The following is a 13,878-nucleotide window of genomic DNA, read 5'->3' on the forward strand; positions in this document are numbered from 1 at the left end:
CCGGGCCGCGCACCGGCGCCCCCCGGAGGCCTCAGAAGCCGTGCGGCAGCCAGGGCGCCACGACCGACCCGAACCCCACCGACGCCTCCGCCAGCGCCCCCTGCCGCAGCTCCCGCACCAGCCCGGCCCCGGCCAGCGAGGCGAGGCTCACGCCCCCGAGATACACCGCCCCCAACTCCCGTACGGACAGAGAGAGATCGGCCGAGTCCGTCGTACGCTCGCACGACGCGCCCTTGGTGTCCCCGCTGAGCCGCCAACGCCCCTCGTTCCAGGGACAGAAGGCGTCCTCGACCTCCAACACCACGTCCACCGGCGCCTGATAGGTCCGCGCCTGAAGCGCGGCGCCCACGTCCACCAGCCGCACGTGCAGCGAGTCGCGCACCAGCACCGAGCAGCGCCGGATGTCCGAGACGAGGTACTGCCAGGCCTCGTCGACGGGCCGGCGCCGGACGTCGATCCGGGAGGTCAGGTCGAGGTCGAACAGGAACCGCCACAGCGCGGCGTGCCCGGCCGGATCCAGCGCCTCCAGGTCGGAGACGACCACCGTGCCCTTGGGCCCGGCCGCATCCCAGTCCGCCTTGACCCGGTACCGCACGTACCCCACGACCTCGCCGTCCCGCTCCGCGACCACGCACTGCAACGGTGAGGCGCCGCCCCGGTCGCTCTCCGGGTCCAGCACCCACATCCGCTCCCAGCCGGGGATCCGCGCCACCATCCCGGGCCGCCGGGGCACGAGTTGGGCGTACACGGCCTCGCAGGCGTCCAGCACGTCGGCGGGCGCCGCGTACCGCAGCCGTACGTCGTCGGTGCCGGGCGGCACGGACAGCCGGACCCGGCTCGTGTCGATGTCCGCGTTCACCTGGTAGGTGCCGACGCCGTACCCGAAGCGGCCGTAGATCACCGGCTCGGAGGCCGTGAGCACGGCCAGCGGTTCGCCCCAGGACCGCACGTCGTCCAGCTGGCGCCGCATCATCGAGGTCAGCACCCCGCGCCGCCGGTGGGTGCCGGCCACGCCGACCATGGTCACGCCGGCCGCGGCCACGGCGGCCCCGCCCGGCACGGTCAGCCGGAAGCTGAACGCCCCGGCCGTGCCCACGCACCGGCCGCCGTCCCAGACGCCGATGGACCGGTCCTCCTCCGTGAGCTCACGGAACAGCTCCCGCTCCTCGGCCGACTCCGGAACCCCGCCGAAGGCGCGGATCAGGCTGTCGTACCACTCGTCCCATTCGTCCTGCCGAAGCACCCGCAAGTCAGTCCCCATGACCCATGCCTACCAGGGCGTTGCGGGACGGGCGAGGGAATTTCCTCTTGGCGGCGGCGCGACGGCCGTCCGTGAAGTTCACTGTGAAGTTGAGCCTCGGACGGGGGACAAGTGGGACCTCCCGTGCCAAGCAGCTGGTTCGATGGATAGGGTCCCGAACTAATGGCAGTAGGACGAGAGCGGCGCGCGGAAGCCGAGACGTTCACGGCCCGGTTGAAGATGCAGTGGCACCGGGCCCGCGTCGGGCTGCGCAGAAGTGCCGTGGACTACTTCCGCGGCGACGGCTCGGACTGGGTGGCGCTCGCAGGTCTCCTCCTGACCGTGCCCCTGATCTCGGCCGTCACTCTCATGAACTCCGTGTGGTGCTCACCGGCCGCGCTGGTCCTGCCGATCGTGGCCGGCGGCCTGCTGCTGCGCCCGGCGAGCCTGCTCGGCCTGTACGCGGCGGCGGCGACCGCGCTGATCGTGGAGTCGGTGCAGCTGGGGCCGTACACCGAGGGGCCGTCCCGGGTCACGCCCGGCGTGGTCCTGGTGGTGGCCGCCTGTGGTTTCTTCGGTCTGCTCATCGCCCAGTTCCGCAGCCGCGTCGGGGTGCCCTGGCGGCGCGGCGGCACCATGCTGTTCGACCTGCGTGAGCGCATCCGGGTGCAGAGCAAGTTGCCGACGCTGCCCCAGGGTTGGCACCGGGAGATGGCGCTGCGGCCCGCAGGCGGGCAGTCGTTCTCCGGCGACTTCGTGGTCGCGGCCCGGACCAACGGCGGCCGGACCCTGGAGGTCGTGCTGACCGACGTGTCCGGCAAGGGCATGGACGCCGGCTCGCGCGCGCTGCTGCTCTCGGGCGCCTTCGGCGGACTGCTGGGCTCCCTGCCCCCGCACGCCTTCCTGCCCGCCGCCAACGGCTACCTCCTGCGCCAGGACTGGGACGAGGGGTTCGCGACCTCGATCCACCTGGTCCTCGACCTGGACTCCGGCGACTACGAGCTGTACTCGGCCGGTCATCCGCCGGGCCTCCAGCTCAGCGCCGGCAGCGGACGCTGGGAGGAGAAGGCCGCGGAGGGGCCCCTGCTCGGGGTGTACGACGGTGCCCAGTTCGACCCCGTGAAGGGCTCGCTGCGCCCCGGTGACGTCCTGATGCTCTTCACCGACGGCCTGGTGGAGACGTCCGACCGGGACATAGTGGAGGGCATCGACCGCCTGACCGGGGAGGCCGACCGGTATGTGGCGGGCGGTTTCCACGGCGCCGCCTGGCACCTGATCGAGGCCGTCGCGAAGGACGTCAACGACGACCGGGCGCTGCTCCTGATCTCCCGCGAGGGGCCGACGGCCCAGGGTCTGCCGCGGTAGGCGCCCGCCGCCGACCGACGGGCTCACCGCACCGGGACACACTGGACGAGTGAACCCACTGACGCTCGCCGAAGTAGAGGCCACCGCCCGCGCCGCCCACGAGGGCCAGACCGACAAGGCCGGACGGCCGTACGCCGAACACCTCCGGGCCGTCGCCGAGGGCGTCCGCGCGCGGGGCGGCGACGACGAGCAGATCGCGGCGGCCTGGCTGCACGACTCCGTCGAGGACGACGCCCTGTCCGCCCGATGGCTCGAGGAGGCCGCGCTGAGCCGCCGTACGAAGGACATCGTGCTCGCCGTCACCAAGCGGGCCGGAGAGCCGCCCGAGGCGTACGCGGGGCGCATCCTCGCGACCCCGGGCGCGCTGCTGGTGAAGGAGGCCGACCTGGCCCACAACGCGGACCCGGCCCGCCTCGCGGTCCTCGACGAGGGGACGCGGACACGACTGACCGAGAAGTACGCGAGGATGCGCGCGCTTCTCGGTCTGGCCGCGGCTGACTGACTACGCGTTGACCTTCTCGCGGGGCGCGGCGGCCTTCTCCGGCGCGCGCCCCTTGTCCGGCTCGGCCGCCTCGCGCCGGAACGCCCAGTCCATGTCGGGCTCCATGACGCACCGGAAGACCCGGCGCACCGGCGCGGTGCATAGCAGGGTGACGGCGATCGCGGCGAGGGCGCTCACGAAGAGCTCACCGGCCGGCCGGTGCAGCCAGGCGTGGTCGAACCAGCCCGCGAAACCGGCGCCCTTGATCAGGAAGCCGTGCAGCAGATAGCCGTAGAGCGTGCCCGCGCCGAGGGCGGTGAACCACGTCCGCCGACCCGGCACCCAGGCGAAGAAGCAGGCCGTCAGCAGCAGCGAACTGCCGAACATGGCCAGCACCATGACCGGTCCCGTCCACCAGGGCGCGCCCATCTCCTGGACGGCGTTGCGGTGGTAGAACCACTCGGTGTCCATGCGTGGCACCGCCCACCAGCCGACGGCGAGGGCGGCCGCGAACACCGGCACCGCCGCGATCCGCACCGAGCGCCGGCGCACCATCCGGAAGTGCTCGGGCTTCATGACCAGGCCCAGCACGAAGTACGGCAGGAACTGGAGCACCCGCTGGAGGTCCAGGTCGTCACCGATGTCCGGGGTCACCGAGGCGAGCATCGCGATGCCGAGCGCGAGGGGCAGCGGCCACCGCACCAGCTTCCAGATCGGCGTGGTCAGCCGCCAGATGAACAGGGCCACCAGGAACCAGGTGAGGAACCACGGGTCCAGGAGGCTGATCTCCATGCCGGGGTCGTGGTCGGCGTAGCGCTTGAAGAGGGAGTACGCCGTCTCGAAGACGATGTACGGCACCGCGACACCCGTGACGAGCCGCCTCAGCCGGTCCGGGCGCATGTCGAAACTGCGCGAGAAGAAGCCGGAGATGAGGATGAACGCCGGCATGTGGAACGAGTACACGACCGTGTACACGCCCTCCAGGATCCGGCTGTCGCCCTTGAGCGGCTCCCAGGAGTGCGCGACGGCCACCAGGACGATCGCCAGGTACTTGGCGTTGTCGAAGAAGGCGTCGCGTGGCTTGGCGGCTTGAAACATCTGAGGGACCCTAGCCGCGGCTGTGCGTTTCCGTAAAACCGGCTGTTTGGTGGCCCGTTGTTCACTTCTGCGGCGACTTCAACCCGCCCGGATTGTCCGGATCAATCCCCCTCAAGTGCCACATAAGCACGCCCACCGCACACCTGTGCCGGTGATTCGAATTCCCTGCGAACGGGATGTGCGGGCACGGGGGATGAGGACCGAAAGGAACCGGCCAGGGACTGCGGGGCGTGTATCGACATGGGCAAACGTTGCCTCACCGGCCGCATATGCGGGCCGCGTTGGTGGCACGATGGTTCTGGCGGGGGTCGCGGGGTCGCGTCCCCGGGCCGGGAGAGCGGACCGACCGAGGGTGTGATCAGTTGTGGCCATTTCGCTGTCAGTGGTGCTGCTGTTGGGGATCATCCTGGTGGTGTTGATGCGGGGAGGCTCCATCAAGGCCGGCCCTGCCATAGTCGCGGTGCTCTTCGGCTTCTTCCTCGCCTCGACCGGCATGGCCGACGACATCCAACGCTTCCTGGACTCGATAGCGGACACCATCAACTCGATCCAGTTCTAGGTACTCCACAGCCCGTGATCTCGCGGATCGACAGCAAGGGGCGGCCGTGATGCAGCCGATTCGGCTCAGGTCAGGTCTCGCCTGTCGAGTGCCCGAACGACGCGACGGCCACGCAGGTCATCAATCCACTGCCGAGCCGCTTCAGGCGGGGAGTCGTCCGCACTCCGGAATCAGTTCGCGGACACAGACGGGTGATCCGAGGTCTCGGAAACGATCAGGGCCAGGTCGGAGGATTGTCCTCTGACCTGGCCCTGAGCCGTCTGGAGCGGGCGACGGGAATCGAACCCGCGTAGCTAGTTTGGAAGACTAGGGCTCTACCATTGAGCTACGCCCGCACAGCACACGCCACGGATCACTCCCCGGCGGCACGCAAGCATCGTAGCGGGTCGTCACGCCTTGTCGCACACCCCTTCCGCCTCGGACGCGGATGTGCCCGCCGCGGCGCTCGCGAAATGCGGTAACCCCGCTGCCTGCGGCCATGTACCCTACGTGTCGCACCAGACGGGGTGTGGCGCAGCTTGGTAGCGCGTCCGCTTTGGGAGCGGAAGGCCGTGGGTTCAAATCCCGCCACCCCGACCACCTGCGCGATCACGTCGCGCGACCGTACTCAGTGATCGCCTTTGGGGCGTGTCGCCGCTGCCGTTACTATGCAAGCTGCACGCCCGTGTGCCTCATCCACTGGATCTCCTCTGGAAGTCCTCCGGGCGGCGAATCCGCCGGAGCCGCTCTGGCTCCGGCAGAAACCAAGAAGTCAGCCCCCAAGGAGACCGAACCGTGAAGAGCGCCGTGGAGACCCTGAACCCGACCCGGGTTCGGCTCAGCATCGAGGTGCCCTTCGAGGAGCTCAAGGACAGCCTCGACGCGGCGTACAAGAAGATCAACCAGCAGGTCACGGTGAAGGGCTTCCGGAAGGGCAAGATCCCGGCGCGCGTCATCGACCAGCGGTTCGGCCGCGGTGCGGTGCTGGAGGAGGCCGTCAACGACGCGCTTCCGAAGTTCTACACCGAGGCGGTCAACGAGGCCGAGATCGACGTCCTGGGCCAGCCCGAGGTCGACATCACCGAGCTGAAGGACGGCGAGACGCTGAACTTCACCGCGGAGGTCGACGTCCGCCCGACCATCGAAATCCCGGACTACTCCGGCATCGAGGTCGAGGTCGACGCGGTCGAGGTCACCGACGAGGACATCGAGAAGTCGGTCGAGCAGCTCCGTGAGCGCTTCGCCTCGACCTCCCCGGTCGAGCGGGCCGCCGAGGACGGCGACGTCGTCACCATCGACCTGGAGGCCAAGGTCGACGGCGAGGTGCTGGAGGACGGCGTCGCGAGCGGCGTCTCCTACACCATCGGCTCCGGCGAGCTCCTCGACGGCATCGACGACGCCGTGAAGGGCCTGGAGGCCGGTGGCGAGGCCACCTTCACCTCCGAGCTCAAGGGCGGCTCGGCGGCCGGCAAGGAGGCCGAGGTCACCGTCAAGGTCACCCAGGTCGCCGCCCGCGAACTGCCCGAGCTGGACGACGAGTTCGCGCAGCTCGCCTCCGAGTTCGACACCCTCGAGGAGCTGAGGGCGGACAGCCGCAAGCGCCTCGAGAACATGAAGCAGTACGACCAGGCCACCCAGGCCCAGGAGCGTGTCCTGGAGAAGCTCCTGGAGCTCGTCGAGGTGCCCGTCCCCGAGAAGCTCCTCGAGGACGAGATCAACACCCGCAAGCACAACCTGGAGCACCACCAGCTCGGCCAGATGGGCCTCGACCTCGAGAAGTACCTCGAGATCCAGGGCAAGACCGCCGAGGAGTTCGACACCGAGACCAAGGACGCCGCGGTCAAGGGCATCAAGACCCAGTTCGTCCTGGACGAGCTCGTCAAGCGCGAGAAGCTGAACGTCAACCAGGAGGAGCTCACCGAGCACCTCATGCGCCGCGCGGCCTCCTCCGGCATGTCCCCCGACCAGTTCGCCCAGGCGGTCGTCGAGGGCGGCCAGGTTCCGCTCCTCGTCGGCGAGGTCGCCCGCGGCAAGGCCCTGGCCGTCGTGGTCGAGGCCGCCACGGTCAAGGACACCAACGGCGAGATCATCGACCTGGACGACGACGAGGACGAGACCGCCGAGACGGTCGAGGCCACCTCCGAGGAGACCCCGGCCGAGGACAAGGGCGAGGACAAGACCGAGGCCTGATCGCCTACGGCGCCTCGAATGTCGTACGACGGGCCCTGGGAGCGTATGCACCCAGGGCCCGTCGGCCTACCCGCCGCGGTCTCTACGCCCCCGGCGAACAGCCCTCCATCCGGGATTCCCCGAAGGGACCAGCGCGTTAGGGTCCCTTGATAGGGAAACGTAAGACGGCCCGGCGCCGTCGTAAGACGAGCAGGTGGATACGTGACGAATCTGATGCCCTCCGCCGCCGGCGAGCCTTCCATCGGCGGTGGCCTCGGCGACCATGTCTACAACCGGCTGCTCAACGAGCGGATCATCTTCCTCGGCCAGCCGGTCGACGACGACATCGCGAACAAGATCACCGCGCAGCTGCTGCTCCTTGCCGCTGACCCGGAAAAGGACATCTACCTCTACATCAACAGCCCCGGCGGATCGATCACCGCCGGCATGGCGATCTACGACACCATGCAGTACATCAAGAACGACGTGGTGACCATCGCCATGGGCCTCGCGGCCTCCATGGGCCAGTTCCTGCTCAGCGCCGGCACCCCCGGCAAGCGCTTCGCGCTGCCGAACGCCGAGATCCTGATCCACCAGCCGTCCGCCGGCCTCGCCGGTTCGGCCTCGGACATCAAGATCCACGCCGAGCGGCTGCTGCACACCAAGAAGCGCATGGCCGAGCTCACCTCGCAGCACACCGGCCAGACGATCGAGCAGATCACCCGCGACTCGGACCGCGACCGCTGGTTCGACGCGTTCGAGGCCAAGGAGTACGGCCTCATCGACGACGTGATCGCCACGGCCGCCGGCATGCCGGGCGGCGGCGGCACCGGGGCCTGAGCCCCATGCGGGACCCGAGCCCCACCGTGGGGCCCGAAACGCCCCGCACAGCCCCCAGCCGACCGTCACAGCCCCTAGGAGACAGACAGTGAACGACTTCCCCGGCAGCGGCCTCTACGCCCGCACCGAGGCCGAGTACACCGGCCCGCGGGCCGAGTCCCGGTACGTGATCCCCCGCTTCGTCGAGCGCACCTCGCAGGGCATCCGCGAGTACGACCCGTACGCGAAGCTCTTCGAGGAGCGCGTGATCTTCCTCGGCGTGCAGATCGACGACGCCTCCGCCAACGACGTCATGGCGCAGCTGCTGTGCCTGGAGTCGATGGACCCCGACCGGGACATCTCGGTCTACATCAACAGCCCCGGCGGCTCCTTCACGGCGCTCACCGCGATCTACGACACCATGCAGTTCGTGAAGCCCGACATCCAGACGGTCTGCATGGGTCAGGCGGCCTCCGCCGCCGCGATCCTGCTGGCCGCCGGTACGCCGGGCAAGCGCATGGCGCTGCCGAACGCCCGCGTGCTGATCCACCAGCCGTACAGCGAGACCGGCCGCGGTCAGGTCTCCGACCTGGAGATCGCCGCCAACGAGATCCTCCGGATGCGCGCGCAGCTGGAAGACCTGCTGGCCAAGCACTCCACCACGCCGATCGAGAAGATCCGCGAGGACATCGAGCGCGACAAGATCCTCACGGCCGACGACGCCCTGGCGTACGGCCTGATCGACCAGATCATCTCCACCCGGAAGATGAACAACGCCGCAGTCCGCTAGGCGGACCCCGTAGGATATGCCGCCCCTTGGCACCGTGCACGTCAAAGTGAACCCTGCCAAGGGGGGCCCGAACGGGGGGCCCGGCAAGGTACCGTCGGACATAAGGCAGCACCAGGAGCCGCTGGACCTAGGCGTCTCCCAGGCGAAGGGGAAGCACACCGTGGCACGCATCGGTGACGGCGGCGATCTGCTCAAGTGCTCGTTCTGCGGCAAGAGCCAGAAGCAGGTCAAGAAGCTCATCGCAGGGCCTGGTGTGTACATCTGCGACGAGTGCATCGATCTCTGCAACGAGATCATCGAGGAGGAGCTCGCCGAGACGAGCGAGGTGCGCTGGGAGGAACTCCCCAAGCCCCGCGAGATCTACGAGTTCCTCGAGGGCTATGTGGTGGGCCAGGAGGCGGCCAAGAAGGCTCTCTCCGTGGCGGTGTACAACCACTACAAGCGTGTCCAGGCCGGCGAGAACGGCGGCGCGAGCGGCCGTGACGACGCGATCGAGCTCGCGAAGTCCAACATCCTCCTGCTGGGCCCCACGGGTTCCGGCAAGACCCTCCTCGCCCAGACCCTGGCCCGCATGCTGAACGTCCCGTTCGCGATCGCGGACGCCACCGCGCTCACCGAGGCGGGCTACGTCGGCGAGGACGTCGAGAACATCCTGCTGAAGCTGATCCAGGCGGCCGACTACGACGTCAAGAAGGCCGAGACCGGGATCATCTACATCGACGAGATCGACAAGGTCGCGCGGAAGAGTGAAAACCCGTCGATCACGCGTGACGTGAGCGGCGAGGGTGTGCAGCAGGCCCTGCTGAAGATCCTGGAGGGCACCACGGCCTCCGTCCCGCCGCAGGGCGGACGCAAGCACCCGCACCAGGAGTTCATCCAGATCGACACGACGAACGTCCTGTTCATCGTGGGCGGTGCCTTCGCCGGTCTGGAGAAGCTGATCGAGTCCCGCGCGGGCGCCAAGGGCATCGGCTTCGGCGCCACGATCCGCTCCAAGCGCGAGCTGGAGGCCAAGGACCAGTTCGAGGACGTCATGCCCGAGGACCTGGTCAAGTTCGGCATGATCCCCGAGTTCATCGGCCGCCTCCCCGTCATCACCAGCGTCCACAACCTCGACCGCGAGGCCCTCCTCCAGATCCTGGTCGAGCCGCGCAACGCGCTGGTGAAGCAGTACCAGCGCCTCTTCGAACTCGACGGTGTGGAGCTGGACTTCGAGCGCGAGGCGCTGGAGGCCATCGCCGACCAGGCCATCCTCCGCCAGACCGGCGCGCGCGGCCTGCGCGCCATCATGGAGGAGGTCCTCCAGGGCGTCATGTACGAGATCCCGTCCCGCAAGGACGTGGCCCGCGTCGTCATCACCGCGGACGTCGTCCACTCCAACGTCAACCCGACCCTCATCCCGCGGGACGCCCGCGGTCGGGGCTCGGGCGAGCAGAAGACGGCGTAGCACCGCACGCACGACGGCGAAGGGGCCCCGGTCAACCGACCGGGGCCCCTTCGCCGTTGAGTCCGTGGCGTCAGGCCTTGACGCGAACTTCCTTGCGGAGCTTGGCGGTCATGTCCGCCGCGTCCGCGAGGTCCGCGGACTTGCCGGCCATGGCGTCCGCCATGTCGATCGGGATGACCACACCCAGGGTGCTGTGGTCGCCCCAGATGCACACCGGCATGCTGATCGAGCTCGGGCCGGAGCCGGAGCTGTCCTTGATCTTCGTCTCCTGGCACTTGAGGACCGCGCCGTCGAGACCGGCCGGCGTGTACGCCTTCGGGCTGCCGACGGCCTCGCCCTCGGAGTCCTCGGCCGCGCTCTTCTTCATCTCGGTGAACATCGCGTCGACGACCTTCTCGGGGTCGTCGATGTCGCCGTAGACGCCCATGAAGTTGACCATCTTCATGGCCAGGTAGTCCTTCGCGTCGCCGGACTGGTAGGTCGCGTTCACGTCCTTGGCGTTCTTCACGCCGTGCTTCTCGGCGTCCTTGACGTCGTCCGCACTGAAGCCGTCCTCGCCGGAGCTCGCGGACTTCTTGTAGTCGGTCAGGACGGTGGCCGGCGTGGTCAGGGTGTGCGCCCCGTCGTCCGCGATGTCGGAGCCGCCGCTGCCGCTGCCGCCGATCACGAGGTACGCGCCGACCGCGATCGCCGCCACGACCGCCACCGCGCCGACGATGATGCCGATCTTCTTGCCGTTGCCGCCGCCCGCCGGAGGGGGCTGCGGGACGCCGTAGGGGGCCTGGCCGTACGGCTGCTGCTGCCCGTAGGGGGCCTGCTGTCCGTACGGGGCCTGCTGCTGCCCGTAGGGCGCCTGGGGCTGCCCGTACGGCGGGGTCTGCGGCGGGACACCGCCCTGCTGCGGGTAGCCGTAGCCCTGCTGGGGCGGCTGGCCGGGCTGCTGCGGGGGCTGTCCCGGCTGCTGCGGCGGGGTCTGCTGGGGGTAGCCGTAGCCGGGCTGGGGCGCCTGCGGGTTCTGCGGCGGCTGGCCGTAGGGGCCCGGCTGGCCGTACGGCCCGGGCTGTTGCGGCTGCCCGGGCTGCTGGGGCTGCCCGTACGGGCCCGGCTGGTTGTGACTCATCTCTGGGTTCCCCTCCAGATGCTTATGTGTTCCTGACATCCTGGCCCAGGCCAACCCGGCGCACGGCATCGGGGGCCCCACCGTTACAGAACAAACGCGTTTCGGGACACGCCCGGGACACCCCTAAACTGACCCCGTGACCGAGAACGCTCAGCAGCAGCCCACAGCGCCCATCACCGAACTGCCGACCCAGTACGCGCCGGCCGAGGTAGAGGGGACGCTGTACGAGCGCTGGGTGGAGCGGGGTTACTTCGCCGCCGACGCGAAGAGCGACAAGCCGCCGTACACCATCGTCATCCCGCCGCCGAACGTCACCGGCAGCCTGCACCTCGGGCACGCCTTCCAGCACACCCTCATGGACGCCCTCACCCGCCGCAAGCGCATGCAGGGCTACGAGGCGCTGTGGCTGCCCGGCATGGACCACGCCGGTATCGCCACCCAGAACAAGGTCGAGCAGCAGCTCGCCGAGGAGGGCAAGTCCCGACACGACCTGGGGCGCGAGGAGTTCGTCGAGCGCGTCTGGCAGTGGAAGGAGGAGTACGGCGGCCGGATCCTCGGCCAGATGCGCCGGCTCGGTGACGGCGTCGACTGGGACCGCGAGCGGTTCACCATGGACGAGGGCCTGTCCAAGGCCGTCCTCACCATCTTCAAGCGCCTGTACGAAGACGAGTTGATCTACCGCGCCGAGCGGATCATCAACTGGTGTCCGCGCTGTCTGACGGCCATCTCGGACATCGAGGTGGAATACCAGGAGGACGCGGGCGAGTTGGTCTCCATCCGCTACGGCGAGGGCGAGGACAGCCTCGTCGTCGCGACCACGCGCGCGGAGACGATGCTCGGTGACACCGCCGTCGCCGTCCACCCCGACGACGAGCGCTACCGGCACCTCATCGGCAAGCAGATCAAGCTCCCGCTGACCGACCGCACCATCCCGGTCGTCGCCGACACCCACGTCGACCCCGAGTTCGGCACCGGCGCGGTCAAGGTGACCCCGGCGCACGACCCGAACGACTTCGAGATCGGCCGCCGCCACGACCTGCCGTCCCTGACGATCATGGACGAGCACGGCGTGATCACCGTCCACGGTCCCTTCCTCGGCCTGGACCGCTTCGAGGCCCGCTCGGCCGTCGTCGGCGCCCTCAAGGAGCAGGGCCGGATCGTCGCCGAGAAGCGCCCCTACATGCACTCCGTCGGCCACTGCTCGCGCTGCAAGACCACCGTCGAGCCGCGCCTGTCCATGCAGTGGTGGGTCAAGGTCGGCCCGCTCGCCAAGGCCGCCGGTGACGCGGTCCGCGACGGCCGCGTCAGGATCCACCCCGAGGACATGTCGAAGCGGTACTTCGACTGGGTCGACAACATGCACGACTGGTGCATCTCGCGCCAGCTGTGGTGGGGCCACCGCATCCCGATCTGGTACGGCCCCGACGGCGAGGTCGTCTGCGTCGGACCGGACGAGGAGCCGCCCGGCACGGAGGCCGAGGGCTGGACCCAGGACTCCGACGTCCTGGACACCTGGTTCTCCTCCGGCCTGTGGCCGTTCTCCACGCTCGGCTGGCCCGAACAGACCGAGGACCTGCGGAAGTTCTACCCGACCGACGTCCTGCTGACCGGCCACGACATCATCTTCTTCTGGGTCGCCCGGATGATGATGTTCGGCCTCTACGCCATGGACGGCCAGGTCCCCTTCCACACCATCGCGCTGACCGGCCTGGTCCGCGACGAGTTCGGCAAGAAGATGTCGAAGTCGAACCCCAACGCGGTCGACCCGCTGGTCTGGATGGACGCCTACGGTTCCGACGCCGTCCGCTTCACCCTCGCCAACGGCGCCAACCCGGGCGCGGACGTGCCGATCGGCGAGGACTGGGTCAAGGCCTCCCGGAACTTCACCAACAAGATCTGGAACGCCACCCGCTTCGCCCTGATGAACGGCGCCACGATCGACGGCCCGCTGCCGGACGCCGCCGAGATGTCGGCCGCGGACCGCTGGATCCTCTCGCGCCTGAACACCACGGTCGCCCAGGTCGACGCGTACTACGACGACTACCAGTTCGCGAAACTCGCCGACGCCCTCTACCACTTCGCGTGGGACGAGGTGTTCGACTGGTACGTCGAGCTGTCCAAGACCACGTTCTTCGCGGGCGGCGAGCCGGCCCGGGTCTCCGGCCGGGTCCTCGGCGAGGTCCTCGACGTCATGCTCCGTCTCCTCCACCCGGTCATCCCGTTCGTCACGGACGCCCTGTGGACCACCCTGACCGGCGGCGAGTCCCTGGTCATCGGCGACTGGCCGGCCGACAGCGGCTTCCGCGACGAGGCCGCCGAGCGGGAGATCGAGCTGGTCCAGCGGGTCATCACGGAGGTCCGCCGCTTCCGCAAGGACCAGGGCCTCAAGGACGGCCAGAAGGTCCCGGCCCGCCTGGAACTGACCGGCACCGCCCTGGCCCCCCACGAGCCCGCCATCCGCCAGCTCCTCCGCCTCCAGCCCGAGGGCGAGGGCTTCGCGGCCACGGCGACCCTCCCGGTCGCCGGTGCCACGGTCGCCCTGGACCTCTCCGGCACGATCGACGTGGCGGCGGAGCGGAAGAGGCTGGCCAAGGACCTCGCCGCGGCGGAGAAGGAGAAGGCCCAGGCGACCGGAAAGCTCGGCAACGAGGCGTTCCTCGCGAAGGCCCCGGACAACGTGGTGGACAAGATCCGCGGCCGCCTGGCCAAGGCGGACGAGGACATCAAGAGGATCCAGGCCCAGCTGGACGGTCTGCCTCAGCAGTAGGACACCTTGAGGGGCGCGGGGAACTGCGCGACCAGCCACAAACC

At 69.3% G+C, this 13,878-nt stretch carries 11 protein-coding genes and 2 tRNA genes; 9 read left to right on the top strand and 4 right to left on the bottom strand.

The window, feature by feature from the left end; genetic code table 11:
* Positions 1-31 precede the first annotated feature (31 nt).
* Positions 32-1,261 carry a GNAT family N-acetyltransferase gene (locus OHN19_RS28445; protein WP_330266931.1) on the bottom strand — a complete coding sequence of 410 codons (1,230 nt, stop codon included), beginning with the start codon at positions 1,259-1,261 and terminating at the stop codon, positions 32-34.
* Between the two features lie 162 nt (positions 1,262-1,423).
* Here OHN19_RS28445 and OHN19_RS28450 point away from each other — a divergent pair, with 162 nt between their 5' ends.
* Complete coding sequence (locus tag OHN19_RS28450) at positions 1,424-2,605, top strand: PP2C family protein-serine/threonine phosphatase (RefSeq protein ID WP_330266932.1); 1,182 nt, start codon at positions 1,424-1,426, stop codon at positions 2,603-2,605.
* Between the two features lie 49 nt (positions 2,606-2,654).
* The gene (locus OHN19_RS28455; RefSeq protein WP_330266933.1) at positions 2,655-3,107 is read left to right on the top strand and encodes an HD domain-containing protein; all 453 of its coding nucleotides are present in this window, start codon (positions 2,655-2,657) and stop codon (positions 3,105-3,107) included.
* Here OHN19_RS28455 and OHN19_RS28460 read toward each other — a convergent pair whose 3' ends face one another.
* Positions 3,108-4,184: an acyltransferase family protein gene (locus OHN19_RS28460; protein WP_330266934.1), complete on the bottom strand. Its 1,077-nt coding sequence runs from the start codon at positions 4,182-4,184 to the stop codon at positions 3,108-3,110.
* A 364-nt stretch (positions 4,185-4,548) separates the two neighbouring features.
* Here OHN19_RS28460 and OHN19_RS28465 point away from each other — a divergent pair, with 364 nt between their 5' ends.
* The gene (locus OHN19_RS28465; protein ID WP_020136157.1) at positions 4,549-4,743 is read left to right on the top strand and encodes a hypothetical protein; all 195 of its coding nucleotides are present in this window, start codon (positions 4,549-4,551) and stop codon (positions 4,741-4,743) included.
* Positions 4,744-5,004: 261 nt separating this feature from the next.
* Here the strand turns inward: OHN19_RS28465 and OHN19_RS28470 are convergent.
* A tRNA-Gly gene (locus tag OHN19_RS28470) sits at positions 5,005-5,078 on the bottom strand.
* 167 nt (positions 5,079-5,245) lie between these two features.
* Here OHN19_RS28470 and OHN19_RS28475 point away from each other — a divergent pair.
* From OHN19_RS28475 to clpX, 5 genes are all read left to right on the top strand, one after another.
* Positions 5,246-5,322, top strand: a tRNA-Pro gene (locus tag OHN19_RS28475).
* A 195-nt stretch (positions 5,323-5,517) separates the two neighbouring features.
* Positions 5,518-6,912, top strand: a complete 1,395-nt coding sequence (gene tig / locus OHN19_RS28480; protein WP_330266935.1) for a trigger factor — start codon at positions 5,518-5,520, stop codon at positions 6,910-6,912.
* A 213-nt stretch (positions 6,913-7,125) separates the two neighbouring features.
* A complete protein-coding gene (locus tag OHN19_RS28485; protein ID WP_020136159.1) occupies positions 7,126-7,731 on the top strand; it encodes an ATP-dependent Clp protease proteolytic subunit in 606 nt (201 codons plus the stop codon).
* An 88-nt stretch (positions 7,732-7,819) separates the two neighbouring features.
* Positions 7,820-8,500, top strand: a complete 681-nt coding sequence (locus OHN19_RS28490) for an ATP-dependent Clp protease proteolytic subunit (RefSeq protein ID WP_020136160.1) — start codon at positions 7,820-7,822, stop codon at positions 8,498-8,500.
* 160 nt (positions 8,501-8,660) lie between these two features.
* Positions 8,661-9,947, top strand: a complete 1,287-nt coding sequence (gene clpX / locus OHN19_RS28495) for an ATP-dependent Clp protease ATP-binding subunit ClpX (RefSeq protein WP_062027566.1) — start codon at positions 8,661-8,663, stop codon at positions 9,945-9,947.
* A gap of 70 nt (positions 9,948-10,017) precedes the next feature.
* On the opposite strand, the gene OHN19_RS28500 is transcribed toward clpX, so the two are convergent.
* Entirely contained in the window at positions 10,018-11,067 is a 1,050-nt protein-coding gene (locus OHN19_RS28500; RefSeq protein WP_330266936.1) for a hypothetical protein, read from the bottom strand.
* 136 nt (positions 11,068-11,203) lie between these two features.
* Between OHN19_RS28500 and OHN19_RS28505 the strand changes: the two genes are divergently transcribed.
* Positions 11,204-13,834, top strand: a complete 2,631-nt coding sequence (locus OHN19_RS28505) for a valine--tRNA ligase (RefSeq protein WP_330266937.1) — start codon at positions 11,204-11,206, stop codon at positions 13,832-13,834.
* Positions 13,835-13,878: the final 44 nt, after the last annotated feature.

The organism is Streptomyces griseorubiginosus, from assembly GCF_036345115.1.
GTDB classification, from domain to species: Bacteria; Actinomycetota; Actinomycetes; order Streptomycetales; family Streptomycetaceae; genus Streptomyces; species Streptomyces griseorubiginosus_C.